The organism is Pseudomonadota bacterium, from assembly GCA_039815145.1.
GTDB lineage: Bacteria > Pseudomonadota > Gammaproteobacteria > Steroidobacterales > JBCBZW01 > JBCBZW01.
The window spans coordinates 1-21,967 of the sequence record JBCBZW010000085.1; the positions used below are offsets into that span (position 1 = coordinate 1).

Below are 21,967 nucleotides of genomic sequence, written 5' to 3' on the forward strand. Positions count from 1 at the left end.
ATGGGCGTGTTGCTCGTGTTCCGCGGGCAGCGCTTCGAGGGGTTTACGCCGGAGGGGGAACGGGTGCTGGAGTGGGCCCAGCGCATCGTCGACGAGTGCGATGGGCTCAAGCAGGAGGCCGCGCGCCTGCGCGGGGAATTGCAGGGGCAGCTGCGCATGGGCGCCGTGCCCACGGCCATCCCGATGTTGCCGATCCTGCTCAACGCCTACGCCGACGCCCACCCGCGCGTGCGCTTGACCCTGCGATCGTCCTCGTCATCGAAGATCCTGAGCGGGATCGAAGCGCACACGCTCGACGCTGGCATTAACTACCTGGGCCTCACCAACGCCTCGAACGTGCGCGAGTTCCCCCTCTTCAAGGAGCGCTACGTGCTGCTGCTCGGCAAGCAGCACGCGATCGCCAGTGCCGGCTCGATAGCGTGGCGCGACGTGCCGGATCTGCGTTACTGCCTGCTGGCGCCCGAGATGCAGAATCGTCGAATCATCGATGAGACCTTGGCCGCCGCCGGCGTGACCTTATCGCCGGCGATCGAGACGGACTCGGCCGCCGCCTTGGTGCCCCTGATCAACTCAGGCGAGTGGGCCAGCATCGTGCCTCGATCCTTGCTGGGCATCCTGCCGGTCGACGGCCAGGTAGTCGCCTTAGACTTAGTCGACCCCATCGTCGAGCCCGCGATCGGCCTGGTGGTGGCTGCGCGCGACCCCCTCGCGCCGGTGGCGGCAGCCCTCGCCGAGCTCGCGCGAGCGCTGGTCACCTATCCTACGGACGGCTCGCCGACACCCTAGAACTGTGCTTCATCGCACGGGCCCACGCGGCCTTTCTGCGAAGGCGATCACACAGCGCAGCGCACCATTGAAGCGGCCTATCGGTTGGTTTGATCTTTCACTTAGCCGTCCGTGCACGTAGCCCCTATCGTGATTGGCGTAGAGCCAGTGCCGATCTGTTAGCGCTCAGCGCCCCACCGCGCTCATGCGGTCCAGCCCGGCACGCGAATGCAGTGCAGCAAAGGCTACCGGGGGGTGGCAGTGAAGAACGATCGAATGGGCAGACGGCAACGGCAGGCGCCGAGCGTGCCCACCACGTACGACTACGCCAAGGTGGCCGCCATCCTCGACAGTTGGAAGGGCGTGGCGGGCAACCTACTGCCGATTCTCCACGATGTGCAAGATGCGCTCGGTTTCGTGCCCCCGGACAGCGTGCCGCAACTCGCCCACGCCCTGAATCTCTCCCGCGCCGAGGTGCATGGCGTCATCACTTTCTACCACGACTTCCGCCGCAAGCCCGGCGGCCGTCGCACCTTAAAGATCTGTCAGGCGGAGTCCTGCCAAGCGATGGGTAGCCGTCAGCTCACGGCGGACCTGGAGGCGGAACTCAACTGCAAGCTTGGTGAGACCACGGCCGATGGCGCCGTCACCCTCGACGCGGTCTACTGCCTCGGCATGTGCGCCTGCTCACCGGCCGTGATGATCGATGAGGACCTGATCGGCCGCGCCACCCCCGGCGACGTCCTGGCTCGCCTCTCCGAGGCGTCGGAGGGCACGGACTCATGAGCACTGCGATCACCGTCTACGTGCCCGGGGATGCGGGCGCACTCGCCCTCGGCGCCGACGCCACGGCAAAGGCCATCGCCGAAGAGGCGGAACGTCGCGGGCAGGTCGTTCGGCTGGTGCGTAACGGCAGCCGCGGCATGTTCTGGCTGGAGCCGATGGTGGAGGTGTCCACCGCGAGGGGACGCCACGCGTACGGTCCGGTCCGCGCCGAGGATATCCCCGCCCTGTTCGAGGCGGGCTTCCTGGACGGCGCCGAGCACACGCTCAGCCTGGGCCCCACCGATGAGATCCCTTGGCTCAAGCGCCAGGAGCGACTCACCTACGCGCGCGTGGGTATCACCGATCCCCTATCGATCGAAGACTACATCGCCAACGACGGCTACAAGGGGCTCAAGCGCGCCCTGACCTTGAGCCCGCAGGAGATCGTGGACGAGGTCACAGGCTCCGGCCTGCGCGGTCGCGGTGGCGCCGCGTTCCCGACGGGCATCAAGTGGAACACCGTGCTCGGCGCGAAGGCGGAGCGCAAGTACATCGCCTGCAACGCTGACGAGGGCGACTCGGGCACCTACAGCGATCGCATGATCATGGAGGGCGATCCGCTGGCCCTGATCGAGGGCATGACCATTGCCGCCCGCGCCGTCGGCGCCGACTACGGCTACGTCTACCTGCGCTCGGAATACCCCCACGCCATCCGCACCCTGCGCGCGGCCATCGACATCGCCCGCGAGGCGGGTTGGCTCGGCGAGAACATCCAGGGCTCGGGCACCAGCTTCGACATGGAAGTGCGCGTCGGCGCGGGCGCCTACATCTGCGGCGAGGAGACGTCGATGCTCGACTCCCTCGAGGGCAAGCGCGGCATGATTCGCCCGAAGCCGCCGCTGCCGGCACTCAAGGGCCTCTTCGGCATGCCCACGGTCGTCAACAACGTCATCTCCCTGGCGAGCGTGCCGATCATTCTCGATAGGGGCGCCAAGTACTACGAGGACTACGGCGTGGGCCGCTCGCGCGGCACCCTGCCGATCCAGCTCGCCGGCAACCTGCGCACGCCCGGCCTGGTGGAGAAGGCCTTCGGCGTCACCCTGCGCGAGCTGATCGACGACTTCGGCGGCGGCACGGCCAGCGGCCGACCGGCCCGCGCGGTGCAGGTCGGCGGCCCCCTCGGCGCCTACTTCGACGCAAGCCATTTCGATCTGCCGCTCGACTACGAAGAGTTCCAGAAGCACTTCGGCATCGTCGGCCACGGCGGCGTCGTGGTCTTCGACGACACGGTGGACATGGCTGAGCAGGCGCGCTTTGCCATGGAGTTTTGCGCCATCGAGAGCTGCGGCAAGTGCACCCCCTGTCGCGTGGGTTCCACCCGCGGCCGCGAACTCATCGAGAAGATCATTCGCCGCGAGGACGTGGACGCGAACCACGCGCAACTGCTGAAGCTGTGCGACGTGATGGAGAACGCGAGCCTCTGCGCCCTCGGCGGCATGGCGCCGCTGCCGGTGCTGTCGGCCCTGCGCCAGTTCCCCGAAGACTTTGGCATCACCCCGAGTGAGGAGCCCGCCCCGGCCGGGGTGGAGTGAGAACATGTGGAATGAAGTAAGAAACCTCCGCGAGGGTGTCGATTACGGCACGCCGCCGCGCGAGGGTAAGCCCGTGACCCTGACCGTGGACGGTAGGGAAGTTACCGTGCCCGAGGGTAGCTCCGTGATGCTGGCGGCCGCCGAAGCGCAGCGTGAGGTGCCGAAGCTCTGCGCCACGGACATGCTCGAGTCCTTCGGCAGCTGTCGCGTCTGCCTGGTGGAGATCGAAGGCCGCCGCGGTACGCCTGCCAGCTGCACCACGCTGGTGGAGGAGGGCATGGTGGTGAGCACCCAGTCCGAGCGGCTCACGGAGCTGCGCCAGGGCGTCATGGAGCTCTACCTCTCCGACTTTCCGGAGGCGGAGATCCCCGACGGCTGGAGCGAGTTCCACAAGTCCCTCGAGCAGATCGGCGTCGAAGCCCACCCCTACGGCGAAGGGCAAACCCACTTCGACCTCGCCGTGGACGAATCCAACCCCTACTTCCTCTTCGACCCCGCCAAGTGCATCGTCTGCAGCCGCTGCGTACGCGCCTGCGAGGAAGTGCAGGGCACCTTCGCCCTGACCATCCAAGGCCGCGGCTTCGATTCGAAGGTGGCCGCGAGTCAGGACCAACCGTTTATGGAGTCCGAGTGTGTGAGCTGCGGCGCCTGCGTGCAGGCCTGCCCGAGCCACGCGCTGGTCGAGAAGAGCCTGTTCCCCGGAGGATACGAGCGTGCCTAATCCGCGCAAGCCGGAAAGAGAAGTCATCACCACCTGCGCCTACTGCGGCGTGGGCTGCGGTTTCAAGGCCGAGACCATCGGCAACGAGATCGTGCGCATGACCCCGTGGAAGGAAGGCAAGGCCAACCACGGTCATAGCTGTGTGAAGGGTCGCTTCGCCTACGATTACTGGCAGCACCCCGACCGCGTGATCTCGCCGATGATCCGCAAGAGCATCGACGATCCTTGGCAGGAGGTGAGCTGGGACGAGGCATTCACCTACGCCGCTTCGGAGCTCAAGCGCATCCAGGCCAAGTACGGACGCAAGTCCGTGGGCGCCGTGTCGAGCTCGCGCTGCACGAACGAGGAGATCTTCCTCACGCAGAAGTTCGCGCGCGCCGTCATGGGCAACAACAACATCGACAACTGCGCGCGTATCTGCCACTCGCCGACGCAGTTCGGCATGTCGGCCACCGTGGGCTGGGGCGCCGCCAGTCAGCACTTCGATTCGGTGCTGCAGGCGGACGTGATCATGGTCGTCGGCGCCAACCCGACCGAAGGCCACCCCGTGTTCGGGTCGGCGATGAAGCGTCGCATCCGCGAGGGCGCCAAGCTCATCGTGATCGACCCGCGCCGCACGGAGACCGTCGACAGCCCCCATTGCCGCGCCGACGTGCACCTGGCCCTGCGACCGGGCACCAACGTGGCCGTGCTCAACAGCATCGCCCACGTCATCGTGCGCGAGAACCTGCACGACCCCGAGTTCATCCGCTCGCGCTGCGAGTGGGAGGAGTTCGAGCACTGGGCCGAGTTCGTGTCGAGCGAGGAATACTCGCCGGAGAACGTGGCCAAGATCGCCAATATAGATGCGGAAGACATCCGTCGCGCCGCGCGCATCTACGCGAGCGGTCCGCGCAGCACGGTCTACTACGGCCTGGGCGTGACCGAGCACTCGCAGGGCTCGACGGGCGTGATGTGCCTCGGCAACCTGGCGCTCGCCTGCGGCATGTTCGGGCGCGACGGCGTGGGCGTGAACCCGCTGCGCGGCCAGGGCAACGTGCAGGGCGGCAGCTGCCTCGGCAGTTGGCCGCACGTGTTCAGCGGCTACCGTTTCGTCACCGACGACGCCACGCGCGAGAGCTTCGAGGCCGAGTGGGGCGTGAAGCTCGACGGCGAACCCGGCCTGCGCCTGCCCAACATGTTCGACTCGGCCCTCGCCGGCCACTTCAAGGGCATGTACATCATGGGCGAGGATCCGGTGCAGTCCGATCCGAACCAGAATCACATCATCGCGGCCATGCGCAACATGGAGTGCGTGATCCTGCAGGACCTGTTCCTGAACGAGACCTCCAAGTACGCGCACGTCTTCCTGCCCGGGTCCTCTTCACTCGAGAAGGACGGCACCTTTACCAATGCCGAGCGGCGCATCAGCCGCGTACGCAAGGTCACCGAGCCCCTCGCCGGCTATCAGGATTGGGAGGTGACGGTGAAGCTCATGCACGCCATGGGCTACGAGGTAGAGTATGCCCACTCGGGTGAGGTGCTCGACGAGCTCGCGCGCCTGTCGCCCGCGTACAGCGGCGCCAGCTTCGACCTGATCGATCGCGTAGGCTCGGCCCAGTGGCCGGTTGACGTGAACGCCCCGGAGGGCACGCCCGTCCTGCACCGGGAGAAGTTCCCGCGCGCCAACGGCCGCGGCACCTTCATGCTCACGGGCTTCGTGCCCACGCGCGAGAAGGTGAGCGAACTCTATCCCCTGCTGCTGACCACGGGACGTATCCTGAGCCAGTACAACGTGGGCACTCAGACCCGCCGCACTGCCAACTCGCAATGGCATCCCGAAGATGTCCTCGAGATGGCACGCGACGACATGGATGCCCGCGGTCTCAAGGACGGCGATCTCACGCAAGTCAGCAGTCGCTTCGGCTCCACGCGCCTGCGGGTGAAGGAGTCCACGCGGGTGAATCCCGGCGTGGTCTACACCACCTTCCACCACGCGGTGACCAAGGCCAACGCGCTCACGGGCGATCAGTCCGACTGGGCGACGAACTGCCCCGAGTACAAGGTGACCGCCGTGGACGTGGCACGGGCGGACCTGAACGAGACGCCCTCGCCTGACAAGTCTGGCGAGGGTGAAAAAGTGTTGGAGGAGGTGTCCTGATGGCGAGCGTAGAGAATGGTGTGGCAGCGGCTACGGCCAACGCAGCGCCCAAGGATGAGGTGATCGAGATGGGCCAGCTGATCACTATGGCCAACCAGATCGGGGACTTCTTCTCCCCGTACCCGGCGGAGCGTGCGCTGGAGGGCCTGCGCAACCACTTCCGCTGCTACTGGGATCCGCGCATGCGCGATGCCCTGCTCAAGCACATCGAGGCGGGTGCCGAGGGATTGCACGAACGTGTGGTCCAGGGCGCGTTGATGCTACGCGAGGCGCAGGCGGAGAAAGCCGGCTACTACGGCCCCCCGAAGGCCTGAGCGCCAAGCGCTCAGTCGTCGGCTCCCTCGTCTTTGCCAGGTGAGGGGGCGGGCACCGGCCAAGTGGCTCGCGGGCGGCCCTCCCGCCGTCGCTTGCGCTCAAGGCTGATGATGTCCCATAGCGGCCATCCGATCAGGATGCCGAAGGTGAGCGCCAGCTTGCCCAGAATCAGAATCTGACCGCCGTCCACGCTAGTGTGCTGTCCCGCAGGTTCGTTGAAGAATACGCGGGTACTTTTTGCCCCTAGTCACGTTGCTGCTCCGAGCCTCTTCGTCCGCAAATCATCGCACGATCGAAGCGCGCTATGCTGTTCGCACCGAAGTAGATCTGGTGCGAATGCCGCACGGAGGCGCGATGATCCCACCCAACACCCTCGCCAAGGCCGGCTCGCTGGGCCTGTGCTTGCTCGTACTGCTCGGGGCGGTCGCCCGAAGCCATGCGCCGGGCGCTGCCGAGTACGTTGGCAACGAGGGCGTGCTCGTCACCCACGGGGCGCACGGCGTGCTGTTCGATGCGCTCTTCGATCAGTCCTACGGCAACTACGTGGTGCCGTCCGATGAGGTCTACGCCGACATCAACGCGGCGGAGCCTCCCTTCGACGGGGTCAGCGCGTTGTTCGTCAGTCATGTCCACGGCGATCATTTCGGCGCTGAGCGAGTGCTCGGCTACCTGCAGGCGCAGCCGAAGGTGCGGGTGTTCGGGCCGCGGGCCGTGAAGGGCGCGTTGGCCCAGGCCGGGGCGGACGAAGACCTGCTGAGCCGCGTGACCGTCTTCGCCTCGCAGCCGGGTGATGCACCGGCGCGCACGACGGTCGACGGCTTGAGCGTGCATGTGGTGGCCGTGCCGCACGCCAATCCCCAGCGCTTCGCGGGGCTGCAGAACCTGGTGTTTCGCGTCACGCTGGACGATGCGCTGACGGTGATGCACTTCGGCGATGCGGATCCTGTGCTCGACAACTTCGCCCCGCATTTTCCGCTCTGGCAGGCGGCCGGTGAGGCCGCTGCCCTGTTTCCGCCGGCGTGGTTCCTGCGCGGCATGCAAGGGCGCGCCATCCTCGAACGGATCGATGCGCGCGCGGTGATCGGCATCCATGTACCGGCCGCTGCGCAGGCTGATCCGAAGGCCTACCGCGAGGCATTGGGGGGCGATGCCTTCGTGACCCCGGGCGAGCGCAGGGCGCTCTCCCACGGAGAAGCCCCATGAGGCGGCTGGGCGCTGGCGGTTGGGCGCTGTGCCTCGTGTGCCTGCTCGTCGGCCGCGCCGTCGGGGATGAGGTAGCGACCGACGTCGCGGCGCAGGCGTCAGGCTCCCCGTTGACCACGGTGATCCTCGTGCGACACGCGGAGAAGGGCAGCACGCCGCCGGGCGATCCACCGCTCACCGCGGCGGGTCAGGCACGCGCGGAGGCGATCGCCCAGCTACTTGCTCGCGCCGAAGTGACCGCGTCCGTCGACGCTGTCTACGCCTCGCCCTACGAGCGAACGCGCGAGACGGCTCGACCCCTCGCGGTGCTCGCGGGCGTGGCGATCAGCGCCTACGACCCGCGTGACAGCGAGGCGATCGCCGCTCGTGTGTTGACCGAGCACGCCGGCGGCACGGTGCTGGTGGTGGGACACAGCAACACCTTGCCGAGCCTGGTGGACGCCTTCGGCGGTGAGCAACCGGCGCCGCCTATAGAAGATGATGAGTACGACAACCTCTACGTACTGAGCGTGCCCTCACCGCCGGGGCAGGCTTCGGTTTTGCGGCTCACGCTGCCCGATGCTGTGGCGCCATCAGCCATTCCCAGTCTCTCGTCCCTCGCGGCCACCCAGGCGTGGCACCTGGTCGGCGAGCACTTTCTCGACCCCCTCGCCGTGACCGGCCCGGCGTGGCAGCGAGCGTTCGCCGAGCACGTGGCGCCCCTGCCCAGCACGGCGGACCCGACGCAGGCGAGCGCCGCGATCAACGCGATGCTCGCGGGGCTGCACACCTCCCACACGAGCCACTACACACCGCGAGATACCGCCTGGTATCAGCTCCTCGGGATCTTCGGCGAGCAGTTTCCCGCCCTGCGCGAGCGCCACTTCGCCGGTGGAGATGGCGTGGTCAGCTACGAGGGCCTGCCTATCGCCGTGCGCCGCGTGGACGGTCGTGTGTTCGTCAGCGGACGCTACCGCGCCGTCCATCTCGCCGGCGATGAAGATCTGTTGGTGGGGGACGAGCTGCTCACCGTGGACGGCGAGCCCTTCGATGAGGTCGAACCCTTCCGCGCTAAGGCGGGAAGTGCCGTGGCCTTGGGGGTTCGACGCTCGCCCCAGGGCCCGGTGATCACGGTGCCGGTGATCGTGGAGCGCTTGCGTCCTGCGCGTATGTTCCTCGACGCCTTGCAGCGCAGTGCGCAGGTGCTCGCACCCACCCCCGGTGTGCGAATCGCCCACGTGCCGATGTGGTCCTACGCCGGCATCCAGTACCACGACGCCCTGCGTTCCCTGCTGCGCCAGCCACCCTTCGCCGAGGCGGACGCGCTGGTGCTCGATCTGCGCGGAGGCTGGGGCGGGGCAGACCCCTCCTATGCGGACTACTTCCTGGCCCGCACCGCCACCTTGGCGATGCGTTCACGCACGGGCGAGGAGAGCACCTATAACGATCATTGGGTGAAGCCCCTGGTGGTGCTGGTGGATGGCGGTACGCGTAGCGGCAAGGAAGTGCTGGCGCATACGCTTCAGGCCCATGGGGTGCCCGTGGTGGGCGAGCAGACGGCGGGGGCAGTGACGGCGGGCCGCCCGTTCGTCCTGCTCGACGACAGCCTGCTCTACCTGGCCGTGGCGGCCGTCACGGTGGACGGGCGAACCCTGGAGGGCGAGGGCGTGCGCCCCGATATCGTGGTGGACCGCCGCTTGCCTTACAGCGCCGGGGCCGACCCGCAGCTCGCGCGTGCCATCGCCCTGGCGCAAGCCTCACTCCAGCCAGCTGACAGTTCCAGCCGCTGAGGGGAGTCGCGCCGTCATCGTCGACGGCGGACTCGCTTCTGCTACTCAGCCTGGCGGCGGATCAGAGGCCGTCGTAAATACGCTTGCTGAACATGGAAGCGATTTGGGCGTCGCTCAGCTTCATCGCCTTCATCGCGCGCTTCACCTCAGCCATTTCGAGCATGCCGTCGCCGTTCTTGTCGATCTGGTCGAAGTGCACGGCGAAGAACGGCTTGAAGCCAGGCGCGCTGAGCGGATCGGCGAAGTTCATCACTTCCAGCTTGTCGATCATGCCGTCGTCATTGGCATCAGCTTTCTTCAGTACCGACGTCCAGTCATCGGCGAAGGCCGGTGCGGTCAGGGCGAGGGCGGCGGCGGTCGCGAGCAGGGGCAGGATGCGTTTCATTGGGTGTCTCCTTGGTGAACCAACGATCCCTGACGTCTCGTCCCAACGCACGAAGTGGATCGGACGCAACGCAGGTGCACGGATCGGTTGCGCGGGTCTTGCGTTTAGTTACGGCGGGCGTTGAAGGCTCGACGCGTGACGGATCGGCGATCAGCATCAGTTCAATGGGCGCCGAATTCTGTTGGGACGCGGCGTGCTGAGCGGTTGGAGTCCGTAGATGCGCTCATGGGGTGCGGTAACTCGCTGAAATTGCACGATACTGGCGAATGATAGTCAGAGGGTATCGATTACATGAAAATAATCGATTTCTCTTCTCAGAGGGGTTGGCTCATCATTGCTCCCACATTCGCGGTGGCGGCCACCCGGCTGCGTCACCGCCTAGCAAGACACTTAGGAGCTATATCATGACCAACGCAATTCGCTTCGCTGCCCTGTCGCTCGTTCTGGTCGGCAACGCCTTCGCCGATGACTTCGCCAGTGCCATCGACCAGGCGGCAACGGCCCAGCCGGTTTCCCTGTCTCAGGCGCGTGAGGTCAGCGCACCGTGGACCATCAATGACTACGTGGCCGTGCGAGACGCTGCGCCTCAGCGCATCGTGATCTCCGCCGGCACCGACCGCATCATCGAGGACGCGGCGCGCTCACTCTGAGTCGCCGAGGCCGCTGGGCAGGCCCGCTCCAGGGCCTGCCCGGAGCCGGGGCACCGGCGCCCGGGGGCCTGCGTTTCTTGAGTCGCAAAGCCGGCAGCGCAGGGCGCTGCTGATCGCGAGCCCGGCATGTTAGTGTCGCGCGCCGAAAGGCGTGGTAGACGAGGCAGGCAGTGATGATCTCTCAGGCGATGCAGGTGGTGGGATGGTGGGCGTTGGGCGCGCTGTTCGGTGCCATGGTGTTCTTTCCGGCGGTGGTGGCGCCGCGGGTGTTCCGTGTCCTCGACGGTGAGTCCGCGGGCAACTTCCTGCGCGCACTGTTTCCTGGCTACTACCTCTTCATGATCGTCAGTGCCGCGATCGCGGCGGTGTGCTTTCACCCTCACGTGGTGGTGGCCGGGGGCTTGCTTGCGGTTGCCATCTCCACCCTGCTGGTGCGCCAGCTCCTGGTGCCGTCGATCAACGCTGCTCGCGATGCGCAGCTTGCCGGCGACTCGCAGGCGGGGGCGCGCTTCCAACGCGGCCATCGCCTCTCGGTGATCATCAACGTGGCGCAGCTGGTCTTCGTCACCTGGGCCCTGGCGCGACTCGCGCTCAGCCAGGCCTAGTCGTCACGGTAACGTCGTGACGGGGGCGATGCCCTCGCGCCCGCGCTACACTGACCCCACGACGATGGAGTGGCGGGTGAGGTACGCGGATGAGCGACGCAGCAGACGTGGTGCAGGACGGTAAGCCCTGGCGTGATCGCAAGCGGTACCTGTGGCCGCTCGGCCTGGTGATCACCCTGCTGCCGCCGCTAGGCGGGCTGCTCGCCGAGCGCACCGGCCTCACCGTCTTCTGGTACCTGCTACCGATATACGCGTACGGCCTGGTGCCGCTGCTCGACGCGTGGCTTGGGGAGGACCGCCACAACCCACCCGAGTCGCAGGTGCCATCGCTCGAACGCGATCCCTTCTACCGCGCCGTCCTCATCGCCTACCTGCCGGCGCAGTACGCCTGCTTCGCGTGGGGCGTGTTCACCTTCGTGAACGGTACCCTGGGTTGGACCGAGTCCCTCGGGCTGATCCTCTCCCTCGGGCTCATCGGCGGGGGCGGGATCAACGTGGCCCACGAGCTCGGCCACAAGCCGAGTGCCGTGAGCGGCTGGCTGGCGAAGCTCGCCCTGATGCAGACCGCCTACGGGCACTTCTACGTCGAACACAATCGGGGACATCACGTGCGCGTCGCCACGCGAGAGGACCCTGCCAGCGCGCGCTACGGCGAGACCTATTACGGCTTTTGGGTACGCACGGTCTTCGGCGGCTTCGCTTCGGCGTGGCGTCTGGAGCAGCAGCGCCTGGGTCGGGAGGGGTGCGGGGCGTGGCATTGGCGCAACCAGGTGCTCCAAGGGCTGGCGCTCACGCTCGCCTTGTTCGTGGTCACCTGCCTCTGGCTGGGCGCGGCGGTGCTGCCGTTGTTGCTGGCACAGGCGGTGATCGGGTTCTCCCTGCTCGAGGGGGTGAACTACATCGAACACTACGGGTTGCTGCGCCGGCGCGACGGTGAGGGCCGCCTGGAGCGCGTGCAGCCACGTCACTCGTGGAACAGCAACCACGTGATGTCGAACCTGATGCTCTATCACCTGCAGCGCCATTCGGACCACCACGCGCACTGGTCGCGAAGCTACCAGGCGTTGCGTCACCAGGCCGACGCACCTGCCTTGCCCGCCGGCTACACGGCCATGCTCTTGGTGGCGCTCGTGCCGCCCCTGTGGCGTCGGATCATGGACCCGCGCCTGCTGGCCCACAGCGGCGGCGATCCGTCGCGCCTCAACGCCGCTTAGGGCTCACCCTCGACCGGGCGCGGGGCGGCTGCCCGGCGCAGGCGGTCGTTGATCGCAACACCGAGGCCTTCGTTGGGGATGGGCATCACCGCTATCGTCTGCGCGCCGGTCGCGTCCAGCTCGCGGAGCAATCGGTAGAGCTTGGCGGCTGCCTCGGTGGTGTCGCCACCGGGGGAGAGGTTGGTCGCACCGGGCGGTACATCCGGCCCGAAGCCCAGCAACACCTCGCTGTCCTCCGCGTGCGTTGCATTTAAGCGAACCGAAGCATTAGGTGCATAGTGGGAGCTCAGCTGTCCCGGCGCGACGATGGACGTATCGTCGCTCGCCTGCTCGTGCACGGGTTCGCCGGCGATGGCGCTCAAGGTGGGGGCGTCGAAGGCGCCGGGACGGAGGATTCGCAAGGGGGCGTCCGGGAGGGCGGCGACGATCGTCGACTCGAGTCCGACGCGGGGCTCCCCGCCGTCCAGAATCAAGGTGAGGGCGTCGCCGAGTTCCGTCGCCACATCGACACTTCGCGTCGGGCTCAGGCGGCCTGAGCGGTTGGCGGAGGGGGCGGCCACGGGGCCCTCGAAGGCGTTCAGGAGGGCCTGCGCCACGGGGTGGGCGGGTACGCGAAGGGCGATGCTGTCGAGGCCGGCGCGGGCGAGCTCGGCGACCCGTCCCGCCCGCTGCACCGGGAGCACGAGGGTCAGGGGGCCAGGCCAGCACTGCTCGGCGAGGGCGAGCGCACGGCGATCGAAAACACCCTCGTGGTGGGCGCTCGCGAGCGACGGCACATGGGCGATCAGCGGGTTGAAGTGCGGCCGACCCTTGGCCGCGTAGAGGCGGGCGATCGCCTCGGCGTTGGTGGCGTCGCAGGCCACGCCGTACACCGTCTCCGTGGGCATCGCGATCAGTTCCCCGGCGCGCAGCGCGGCGGCGGCGGCGGCGATCGCCGAGTCGCTGGGCGGATGGATCGGAGCGGAACTCACCGGAGATGGCGCCTCGTACGGAACGGGAGTGGGGGCGCACGGCGCCTCCGGCCTCGCAGTGTCCGGAGGTGCAGGTAAGGGGTCAAGGGCGGCCCGTGAGCTGCCACGACCTCCGATCGCGCAGGTAGGGAGAGGAGAGGGTCTTTGGGGGCCTTGTCCGCGATTCCCTACCACACACAGGAGCTGTGCCATGTTGCGTCATCGAATCTTCGCCCTTGCGGGTGCCATCCTCTGCGGGGTCTTGTCCACGGGTGCGTCCGCGCAGACCCTCTACGACGATCTGGGCGGTGCACTGGCCATCGAATGCTGGATCGACGAGGCCTTGCCGATCCTGGTCGAGGACGAGCGCATCGGCGACTTCTTCGCCGGCGAGCTCAACGCGGGGCAGGCGCAGAGCCTGCGCGATTCACTGGTGGAGTTCGCGTGCGCGGCCTCCGGTGGCCCGTGCGTCTACACCGGGCGTGACATGTCCTGTGCTCACGCTGGCCTCGCCATCGACCACCAGTCCTTCCGCATCTTCCTGCGCGATCTGGAGAAGGCGGCGGCGCGCTGCCGCGTGCAGAACGCGGGGTGGATGACCGATCCCGCGTACTCGCTGCTCAACAAGGCGCTGCTCGGCCTGCGTCCGCCGATCGTGCAGGACGATCCCGGTGAGAATCCCCTCGGAGAGCCTGGCTGTCCCGCTCCCTAGCGGAGCGCTCGGTCGGGACGGGGCGGGCGCTACGATCGCGGCGCCCCGTCTCGGCGACTTACTCTTCGGCCCAGGGTGTCGCCTGAACACGGTAGACGTCGAACCACGTCTTTCCATCATCGAAGGACCATTGCTGGGCCCAGCGCCACCCAGCGTCATCCGGTGGGTAGAAGATGATGCGCCGAGGCTGCGGGGGCGCGGGGTAGTCGATCGACATGATGATGCTGCCGTCCTGCGCCTGCTTGGCGCTGATGCGCTGTAATCCCGCAATCGCGGTCGAGGCCCACACGATGTCCCACTGCTCAGTGTCGCCGTTGTAGGTGCGCAGGTTGGTGCCCCAGCCGCCGCTGTTGGGCTGCCAGTAGTCCTGCACGGCCACACCGTCACCGATGCATTCGAAGATCCACCGTGCCCCGGCGCCGGGCTGCCACTGCTTGCCGTCCTGGCTGAGCTGCTCGTCGGTGATCTTCCAGTCGCCCACGTAGCGACCGAACTGGGCCTTGTCGCCTTCCATGCAAGGCGACTCGGCGGCGCCGTGGGCTAGGCCGTGGGCCCCGAGGCACAGGGTCAGGCAGGTGGTTGCAAGCGCACTGAAACGCATGATCGATCCCCCGAATTGTTGGTCAGTCTCTATTCACTGACCCCCGCAGGGACTCAAGGTTCGCGATCAGCCGAAGGGGGCGTCGATCGAGGGGGTCAGGGCCGAGAACAGGTGGGGGCCGTCTTCCTCCATATGCAGGCAGTCTTCGAGGCGTACGCCGAACTCACCGAATAGGTAGATGCCGGGCTCGTTGGAGAAGCACATGCCCGGCGCCAGGGGCGTGGGTTCACCCTGGACGAAATTCACCGGCTCGTGGCCGTCCATGCCGATGCCGTGGCCGAGGCGGTGGGAGAGGCCCGGGGTGCGGTAGCCCGGGCCGAAGCCCTCCTTCGCGTAAAAGGCGCGGACCACTTCGTCCACCTTGCCCGCGGGCACGCCCACCTTGGCGGTCTCGAGGGCGAGCTCCTGGCCGCGCTTCACCGTTGCCCACACCTTGCGCTGCTTCGGCGAGGGGTCGCCGAAGACCCAGGTGCGCGAGACGTCGGACTCGTAGTCGTGCACCTCGCAGCCGCAGTCCATCAGGATCAAGCTGCCCTCGCGCACGGTCTGCGCCTGGCGCGTGCCGTGGGGATAGGCGCTCGCCTCATTCAGCAACACCAGGGAGAACTTCGGCGAGCCGCCGAGGGCGCGGGTGGCCTGGGTCATCATCTGTGAGATGTCGAAGGAGTTCATGCCGGCTTCGATGCGCGGGTAGATGTGGCGGTAGGCGGTCATCGTGACGTCCGTCGCCCGCTGCATGAGCGCGAGTTCCGTCGCGCTCTTGATCATGCGGCAACCGCGGGTAACCGGGTTCGCCGAGCGTTGCTCGAGGCGGGGGGCGGCTTGCCGCACGCTGTCCGCGATGAAGTAGCGCACCGTCTCCTCGATGCCGAGGTTGCCTTCCTTCACGCCGCGGTCCGCGAGCACCTCGCGTACGTGCTCGAAGGGGTTCTCGTTCTCGTGCCAGGTGCGCACGTCGGCGCTCACCTCGAGGCTCTCCTGGATCGACGGCTCCTCGAAGTAAGGCGTGATGATCGTCGGCTTGCCCTCGCGGGGGATCACCGCGCCGGTGAAGCGTTCCGATCGCCACCAGCGCACGCCGGTGAAGTAGACCAGGGCGGAGCCTGCCTCGAGCAAGATCGCGTCCAAGCCGTGCTTCGCCATCAGCGCCTGCGCCTTCTCGATGCGCGCGAGGCGCTCGGCGCTCGAGATCGGCTTCGCGTCGCCCGTGATGTCGCTCAGGGTCTCGCTGCTCGCGGGCGCTGCGCTGATCGTGCGATTCGCCGCCAGCCCGAGGCTGGTCGCAGCGGTGAGCTTCAGAAAGTCGCGTTTGTTCATTCGTTCCTCGAGGGGCTAGCGGCGGTACGGCTCAAGGATAGACGACTCCCGGGTACGAGCGAGTGCCGCGTCGCCCTCGGGTTCGCTTGTTCTGCTGGCATGGGGCCCGCAGACTGCGCGGACGCTCGAGGCCGGTGGGTCAGCAAGGGGAGGCAAGGCTATGCGGGAATCGAATGGGCAACGCCCGTGGTCGCGGGGCGGCAGGCCGTGGGTGATCGCCGTAATGGCGCTCGTTGCCACCACCGTGCTTGCGGCGGATGAGAACGACGTCGAGCACGTGCCCATCGACGTTCGGCTCCATCAGCGGATCGATGCCGCGGACGGTGTGTCCCTCTCGGCGACGGTGTGGAAGCCGGCGGAGCGCGAGGAAGTGCCGACGGTGCTGGTGGTCACGCCGTACATTTCCGATGAAGCCCACGGTCGCGCCCGCCACTACGCCGACCGCGGCTACGCCATGGTCAGCCTCGACCGTCGCGGCCGCGGCGACTCGGACGGCGAGCCGCAGGTGTTCACGGATGTCGGTCCCGACGCCTGTGCGGTGATCGACTGGATCGCCCGCCAGCCCTGGTCCGACGGTCGCATCGCCATGCGCGGCGGCTCCTATCGCGGCATGACCCAGTGGATGACCGCGCGCCACTGCCCCGACGCTTTGCTCACGATGATCCCGACCGCGTCCGCGTACCCCGGCGAGGACTTCCCGCGGGTGGGCCCCCACGGCTCTTACGCCTATCTAACGCGTTGGCTGGCACTCACCCACGGCCGCACGGGCAACACGCAGCTGTTCGCCGACGGCGAGTACTGGGAGCGCAAGTTCGCCGAGGCCCATCGCCGCTATCTTCCCTTCGCCCAGTTGGACAGCTTCGTCGGCGCACCCTCCGCCCAATTCCAACAGTGGGTGGCAGGCCTTAACGACCTGCCCGACTTCGCTCACCTCACGCCCACCGTCGACCAGTACGCGAAGATGACGCTCCCCGTGCTCACGATCACCGGCCACTACGACGGCGATCAGCCCGGTGCCCTGCGCTACTACCGCGAGCACGTAGCGAACGCACCACCGGAAGCCGCAGCCGAGCATTACCTCGTCATCGGCCCCTGGGATCACGGGGACACGCGCCATCCCACCGCCGAGCTCGGCACCAGCGGCGTGATCGAGTTCGATGAGAGCAGCGTGTTCGACATGGATCAGTTCAACCTCGACTGGCTCGATTGGCGTCTGGGACGTGGTGGTAAGCCCGAGTTCCTCGAGGATCGCGTCGCGTACTACCTCACCGGCGCCGACCGTTGGGTGTACGCCGAGTCCCTCGAGGCGGTGAGCGATCGCACGCGCAAGTTCTACCTGCAGGGTAAGGCCTTCGAGGCCTACGAGGGATTTCGTTCGGGGCAGCTGGTCGACGCGCCCCCGAAGGCGTCCACCGTGCACACGATCAAGAGCGATCCCCTGGATCTGTCCGCCCTGGAGATCACCGAGACCCATCAGTTCGATCTCATCGCCGGCGGTGAAATCGACGATCCTTCCCCAGGCTACCTAGAGCAGACCTTGACCTTCCATACGCCGCGGCTCGAGGAGCCGATGCGTATCGCAGGTCAACTGCGCCTCACGCTCTACCTCGCTATGGACACGCCGGACGCGGACCTGGTGGCGCGCGCCTGGGCCGTGCTGCCGGACGCCACCGTGCGCCTGCTGGGCACGGACACCGTGCGGGCGCGCTTTCGCAGCGGAGCGCCGAAGCTCGTGGAACCGGGGGTGATCGAGCCCTACGTCTTCGAGCGCTTCTTCTGGCAGGCGCGCGAGCTGCCCGCCGGCGCGCAGATCCGCCTGACCGTGAGTCCGCTGAACGATCCGACCGTGCAGAAGAACTTCAACTCCGGGGGGCGTCTCGGTTTCGAGACCGCGGAGGATGCTCGCGTCGCCACGATCCAGCTGCACCACGACGCGCAGTACCCGAGCCACCTCGAGGTGCCACTAGCGGCGCCTGATGCCGAGGAGCCGCCGAGCGAGGAGATCCGTTAGGCGGCGGGCGTAGGGGTCGCGCTTGCCAGTCGCCGCATCGTCAACCCGCACAGGGGCACGGCGATGGCCCACACGATGGCGAGGGCGACGACGATCACCGCGATATCCGCCGTGAAGGTGACGCCGCCGAGGCTGCGTCCGGCCAGGTAAGCGGCCGGGCCGCCGACGGCGCCCATGACGGCGGCGAGGGCGTAGCGGTGGTGCAACCAGTCCAGGGCGCTGCCGAAGAGCAGGGCGAAGTTCGCCCACATGGTGACGATCCAGATCGGCGCCATGCCGTCGAGGGGTACCGGGGCGGCGTAGCGAAGCAGGTCGCCGAGGGCGAAGGCACTGTCGACCGCAAACCCGCCGACGCTCAAGCCCGCCACCAGCCACCAGACCCGGGCCGGGGGGCGGATCAGGACAATGTGGGCGAGCACGCTCAACGCGAAGGCGGCGGGACCCAGCCAGGGCTGGCCGCGGGCGGCGCCGAGCACGCAGGCGAGCCACACGGCCTTGAAGGCGACGAACTCCACGGCCAGCGCAGCGAAGCGCCAGGTCGTGGAGGGTGAGGCGGTGTCTGTTTTCGAGTGAGCCATAACCTGAAGATTCGACCTCGAGCGGCGACTGGATGAGGCGCCTGATGGGTTTCGCCAGCCCGCCACGGCCTCAGCGCGCGGGCGCGCCGCAGTTGCCCGCGCTTTGCACCGTCGAATCGTAGGTGACCTCGCCGCCGACCACCGTGAGCCGGATCCCGCCTTCCAGCAGGTCACCAGGGGCCGTATCGGCCACCACGAACGGATCGATCGTGAGCGCCGTGAGATCCGCCCAGCGGCCTTCGGCCAGCAGGCCCGTCTGCGCTTCGCGGAAGCTGGCGTAGGCCGCCCACCGCGAGTAGGCGCGCAGGGCTTCGTCCATCGTCACCGCCTCCTCGGGGTACCAGCCCTCGGGCGGCTGGCGGTTCTTGTCCCGACGGGTCACCGCGGCGTGCAGGCCGTAGAAGATGTTGTGGTCCGAGCCGGGGTTGTCGGCGTTGAAGACCAGCTGCGCGCCGCTCTCGCGCAGTGAACGCCACGCGTAGGCGCCGCGGATGCGTTGGGGCCCGAGGCGCGTCTCCGCCCACGTCTTGTCCTCCACCGCGTGGGGCGGTTCCATGGACGCGATGATGCCGAGTTCGGCCAGGCGCGGCAGGTCCTGCGGGTGGAGGACTTGGGCGTGCTCGATGCGGTGGCGGCCCTGGGCGGCGACGGGGGAGGACTCGATGACCCGTTGGAAGAAGTTCAAGGTCTCGCGGTTGCCGGCATCGCCGATGGCGTGCACGCCCACCTGGAAGCCAGCGCGCATGAGGTCCTCCACCAGGGCCTCGTCGAACCCGTACTGGCTGCCGCTCACGCCGCGGTGGCCCGGGCGATCGGCGTAGTCCTGGAGCAGGCGTGCGCCGCGCGAGCCCAGGGCGCCGTCGTAGAAGGCCTTGATCGAGCGCACCGCCAGGCGTTGGTCCGGCGCGGTGAGGGTTTGCGGTCCCTTCGCCAACCACTCGCGGCTCAGGGGCTTCTCGCGGGCGGAGAGCATCGCGTAGACCCGCAGGGGCAGGCGGCCGTCCGCCTCGAGTTGCTCGAGGATCTGCAGTTCTTCGCCATTGATGCCTGCGTCGTGCACAGTGACGTAGCCGTCCTGCGCCATCTGGCACATCGCTTCCATCACCTGACGGGTTCGTTCGGCGCGGCTGGCGGGCGGGATGGCGTCTTCCACCAGGGGGACGGCACGGTTCAGAAAGAGGCCCGTCGGTTCACCGTCGGCGCCGAGGCGCATCTCGCCCCCGCTCGGCACCTCCGTGCGTCCTGTGATCTCCAGGCGATCGAGGGCGGCTTGGTTCACCCAGCCGGCAAAGCTGTGCAGGCTGCGCATGAACACCGGGTGCGTCGGCACGGCCTCGCTCAGGAGGCGCTTGTCCGGGTAGCGGTCGGCCCAGGCACCTTCGTCCCAGCCCTGGCCGATGATCCACTCGCCCTCGGGCACTTGGGCGGCGCGCTCGGCGACCAGGGCGACGGCCTCGGCCTCGGACGCTACGTCGCGTAGGTTGACGCGGCTCAAGGCGGCGCCGAGGTTGAACACGTGCGTGTGCGAGTCGACCAGGCCGGGGAGCAGGGTGGTGCCCTGTAAATCGATCCGTTGGGTGTCGTCGTCCGCCAGGGTGAGGGCATGTTCCGTGTCGCCCACGTAGGTGATGCGATCGCCGCGGATGGCGACGGCTTGCGCGTCCGGGTGCCAGCCCGCGTCGTCGCGGGGGGCGCCGGGCGCCGGGAGGCCCTCGCCGCTCGGGTCCTCCCAGGCCAGGGTGTACACGCGGGCGTTGTAGAGGATCAGGTCGGCCGCAGCGTCGGCTTCGGTTGGTGCGGCGGGCTGTTCGCAGGCCCCCAGGGGCAGGAGGAGGGGGGCGAGCAGGAAGGGAGTTAGAAGAGTGCGCATAGAGTGCAGTCCGCAGGGGCGATCGACGCGCCCAGTATAGGGGCGCGTCGATCGCGCTGGCACCGCACCCTCGGTTGCTTAGTGGGCGAGCACCATCTGCTCCTTACCGTCCTTGGCCTTGGCCGCCTGAAACGCCGGGTCCTCGTACACCCGTTGCAGCCACGCGCGACAGTTGGGGTGGCTGTCCGTGAGAAAGCCCTTGAGGCTGGCGGACTCGATCGAGTAGCTGAGCACGATGTCCGCGGCGCTCAAGGCGTCCCCACCGAACCAGGGCGCTTCGGCGAGGTCCGCTTCGGCCTTCGCCAGGAGCAAGTCTAGACGCGGTTTGATGAAGCCGTCGCCGGCGCGGCCCAGGGCGATGCTCACGAAGGGCTTCATGAAGAACGGCACGCGCTGCTTGATGACGGTGAACAGCGTTTCCATCATCAGCAGGGGCGTGAGCGAGCCCTGGCCCACGTGATACCAGAACAGGAAGCGGGCGCGATTGGGGGCGTCGGCCGGTGGGCGCAGCGCGGCGTTGGGGTGTTGGTCGAGGAGGTAGTCGACGATGGCGTTGGTCTCGGCGAGTACGAGGTCGCCGTTGGTGATCACCGGCGCCGTGCCGAGGGGCGAGAGGGCCTTGTAGGCGGCGGGTGCGAGCATCGTCTTCGGATCCCGTTCGTAGAGCTCGAGGGCATAGGGGATACCTAGCGCTTCCAATAGCCAGAGGATGCGGAAGGACTGGGAGTACTCGAGGTGATGCAGGGTCAGCACGGGGGGGCTCCTTGAGTTGGCGTCGCCGCCGTCGGGGGCTGGGTGGGGTCGTCACGCACCGGAAGATACGCGGCGTCGGAATCGGTCGGATGCGCTTGCTCATTGCTAGGGCGCGCCCGCGACGGCGCCCACTATAGCGGGCGGTGCTGACCGTTCGATGGCCCCCAATGGCACAGGCGATTTGCATGTCCGCTTAAAAGGTAATAATGTAATTACATGGTTACTTCAGAAGGCATGGACGAGGTCTTCCACGCACTCGCCCACCAGACCCGCCGGCGCATCCTGGATCTGGTCCGAGGCGCGCCCGGCCTGGCCGTGGGCGAGCTCGCGAAGCAGTTCGATGTGAGTCGTATCGCCGTCATGAATCACCTCACCGTGCTCGAGCGCGCGGGCCTGGTGATCAGCGAGAAGGCGGGGCGCAGCCGACGCCTCTACCTGAACGCGGCGCCCATCCAGATGATTCACGACCGCTGGCTGAACGACTTCTCCGCCCACTGGGCGAGTCGACTGACGGCGATCAAATTTGCGGCCGAGCAAGCGCACCAGCAGCAGCCGGCCGCCCCCCGAGAGGACGAGGAGTAAGCCCAATGTCAGGAGCGACCATCATGCAGGACGATGCCGGCGCCGCCGCCGTGGCGGAGAAATCGATCTTCCGAGTGCACATCGAGGCCCCCATCCAGCGGGTCTGGGACACGCTGGTGAAGACCGACGAGGTGTTGCCATTCTTCTTCGGCGCGGTCTGCCGCACGCCGAGCGGTCGCCTGGAGGTCGGCTCGCCGATGGCGATGCGCACCCCGGACAACAAGTACACCGCCGTGGTCGGCAAGGTGCTCGCCTTCGAGCCGCCGCACCGCTACTCGCACACGCTCATCTTCACCCAGTTCAGCGACGACCCGGCCACGGTCACCTACGAGCTACGTGAAGTGGACGGCGGCACGGAGTTCACCCTGACGCAGACCAACGTGCCGGCCGGCAGCAAGACGGAGAAGAGCATGAACCAGGGCGGTACGCTCATCGTCAACACCCTCAAGGGCTTGGCGGAGACGGGTAA

20 protein-coding genes and 1 pseudogene are annotated in these 21,967 nt (G+C 67.6%); 14 read left to right on the forward strand and 7 right to left on the reverse strand.

The features are described from left to right. The 7 genes and pseudogenes from AAF184_17680 to AAF184_17710 all read left to right on the forward strand — a co-directional run. The coding region (locus tag AAF184_17680) for a LysR substrate-binding domain-containing protein (GenBank protein MEO0424174.1) at positions 1 to 786 on the forward strand (786 nt) is incomplete at its 5' end. A gap of 255 nt (positions 787 to 1,041) precedes the next feature. Continuing rightward, complete coding sequence (locus tag AAF184_17685) at positions 1,042 to 1,551, forward strand: formate dehydrogenase subunit gamma (GenBank protein ID MEO0424175.1); 510 nt, start codon at positions 1,042 to 1,044, stop codon at positions 1,549 to 1,551. Continuing rightward, a complete protein-coding gene (locus tag AAF184_17690; protein ID MEO0424176.1) occupies positions 1,548 to 3,122 on the forward strand; it encodes an NADH-ubiquinone oxidoreductase-F iron-sulfur binding region domain-containing protein in 1,575 nt (524 codons plus the stop codon). Before AAF184_17685 ends, AAF184_17690 begins: the two co-directional genes overlap by 4 nt. Before the next feature lie 4 nt (positions 3,123 to 3,126). Continuing rightward, positions 3,127 to 5,983, forward strand: a pseudogene (gene fdhF / locus AAF184_17695) (formate dehydrogenase subunit alpha). Then, positions 5,983 to 6,297: a formate dehydrogenase subunit delta gene (locus AAF184_17700; GenBank protein MEO0424177.1), complete on the forward strand. Its 315-nt coding sequence runs from the start codon at positions 5,983 to 5,985 to the stop codon at positions 6,295 to 6,297. The pseudogene fdhF and the gene AAF184_17700 overlap by 1 nt, the downstream one beginning before the upstream one ends. A gap of 355 nt (positions 6,298 to 6,652) precedes the next feature. Further along, positions 6,653 to 7,501 (forward strand): MBL fold metallo-hydrolase, encoded by an 849-nt coding sequence (locus AAF184_17705; protein MEO0424178.1) that lies wholly within the window; start codon positions 6,653 to 6,655, stop codon positions 7,499 to 7,501. Further along, positions 7,498 to 9,270 carry a S41 family peptidase gene (locus AAF184_17710; protein MEO0424179.1) on the forward strand — a complete coding sequence of 591 codons (1,773 nt, stop codon included), beginning with the start codon at positions 7,498 to 7,500 and terminating at the stop codon, positions 9,268 to 9,270. The genes AAF184_17705 and AAF184_17710 overlap by 4 nt, the downstream gene beginning before the upstream one ends. A gap of 61 nt (positions 9,271 to 9,331) precedes the next feature. On the opposite strand, the gene AAF184_17715 is transcribed toward AAF184_17710, so the two are convergent. Continuing rightward, positions 9,332 to 9,655 carry a hypothetical protein gene (locus tag AAF184_17715; protein ID MEO0424180.1) on the reverse strand — a complete coding sequence of 108 codons (324 nt, stop codon included), beginning with the start codon at positions 9,653 to 9,655 and terminating at the stop codon, positions 9,332 to 9,334. A 404-nt stretch (positions 9,656 to 10,059) separates the two neighbouring features. Here AAF184_17715 and AAF184_17720 point away from each other — a divergent pair, with 404 nt between their 5' ends. The 3 genes from AAF184_17720 (at position 10,060) to AAF184_17730 (ending at position 12,124) form a co-directional block, all read left to right on the forward strand. Then, positions 10,060 to 10,305: a hypothetical protein gene (locus AAF184_17720; protein MEO0424181.1), complete on the forward strand. Its 246-nt coding sequence runs from the start codon at positions 10,060 to 10,062 to the stop codon at positions 10,303 to 10,305. A gap of 173 nt (positions 10,306 to 10,478) precedes the next feature. Then, positions 10,479 to 10,910, forward strand: coding sequence for a DUF4149 domain-containing protein (locus AAF184_17725; GenBank protein ID MEO0424182.1), 432 nt, complete (start codon positions 10,479 to 10,481; stop codon positions 10,908 to 10,910). An 89-nt stretch (positions 10,911 to 10,999) separates the two neighbouring features. Further along, positions 11,000 to 12,124, forward strand: a complete 1,125-nt coding sequence (locus AAF184_17730) for an alkane 1-monooxygenase (GenBank protein MEO0424183.1) — start codon at positions 11,000 to 11,002, stop codon at positions 12,122 to 12,124. Here the strand turns inward: AAF184_17730 and AAF184_17735 are convergent. Next, positions 12,121 to 13,095, reverse strand: coding sequence for an L-threonylcarbamoyladenylate synthase (locus tag AAF184_17735; GenBank protein ID MEO0424184.1), 975 nt, complete (start codon positions 13,093 to 13,095; stop codon positions 12,121 to 12,123). The genes AAF184_17730 and AAF184_17735 overlap by 4 nt on opposite strands. 190 nt (positions 13,096 to 13,285) lie before the next feature. Between AAF184_17735 and AAF184_17740 the strand changes: the two genes are divergently transcribed. Continuing rightward, positions 13,286 to 13,786 (forward strand): group 1 truncated hemoglobin, encoded by a 501-nt coding sequence (locus tag AAF184_17740; GenBank protein ID MEO0424185.1) that lies wholly within the window; start codon positions 13,286 to 13,288, stop codon positions 13,784 to 13,786. A 58-nt stretch (positions 13,787 to 13,844) separates the two neighbouring features. Here AAF184_17740 and AAF184_17745 read toward each other — a convergent pair whose 3' ends face one another. Beyond that, entirely contained in the window at positions 13,845 to 14,387 is a 543-nt protein-coding gene (locus tag AAF184_17745; protein MEO0424186.1) for a hypothetical protein, read from the reverse strand. Between the two features lie 66 nt (positions 14,388 to 14,453). After that, positions 14,454 to 15,704, reverse strand: coding sequence for a Xaa-Pro peptidase family protein (locus AAF184_17750; GenBank protein ID MEO0424187.1), 1,251 nt, complete (start codon positions 15,702 to 15,704; stop codon positions 14,454 to 14,456). A 223-nt stretch (positions 15,705 to 15,927) separates the two neighbouring features. On the opposite strand from AAF184_17750, the gene AAF184_17755 reads away from it, so the two are divergent. Then, a complete protein-coding gene (locus tag AAF184_17755; protein ID MEO0424188.1) occupies positions 15,928 to 17,715 on the forward strand; it encodes a CocE/NonD family hydrolase in 1,788 nt (595 codons plus the stop codon). Here AAF184_17755 and AAF184_17760 read toward each other — a convergent pair. From AAF184_17760 to AAF184_17770, 3 genes are all read right to left on the reverse strand, one after another. Beyond that, positions 17,712 to 18,293, reverse strand: a complete 582-nt coding sequence (locus AAF184_17760) for a DUF2878 domain-containing protein (protein MEO0424189.1) — start codon at positions 18,291 to 18,293, stop codon at positions 17,712 to 17,714. The two genes, AAF184_17755 and AAF184_17760, sit on opposite strands and share 4 nt — an antisense overlap. Positions 18,294 to 18,363: 70 nt before the next feature. After that, positions 18,364 to 20,163, reverse strand: coding sequence for an amidohydrolase (locus AAF184_17765; GenBank protein MEO0424190.1), 1,800 nt, complete (start codon positions 20,161 to 20,163; stop codon positions 18,364 to 18,366). Between the two features lie 78 nt (positions 20,164 to 20,241). Then, positions 20,242 to 20,916 (reverse strand): glutathione S-transferase family protein, encoded by a 675-nt coding sequence (locus AAF184_17770; protein ID MEO0424191.1) that lies wholly within the window; start codon positions 20,914 to 20,916, stop codon positions 20,242 to 20,244. Between the two features lie 216 nt (positions 20,917 to 21,132). Here AAF184_17770 and AAF184_17775 point away from each other — a divergent pair, with 216 nt between their 5' ends. Both AAF184_17775 and AAF184_17780 read left to right on the forward strand, forming a co-directional pair. Further along, positions 21,133 to 21,498, forward strand: coding sequence for a helix-turn-helix transcriptional regulator (locus AAF184_17775; GenBank protein ID MEO0424192.1), 366 nt, complete (start codon positions 21,133 to 21,135; stop codon positions 21,496 to 21,498). A 5-nt stretch (positions 21,499 to 21,503) separates the two neighbouring features. Beyond that, positions 21,504 to 21,967: SRPBCC domain-containing protein (locus AAF184_17780; protein MEO0424193.1), on the forward strand; the 464-nt coding region annotated here is incomplete at its 3' end.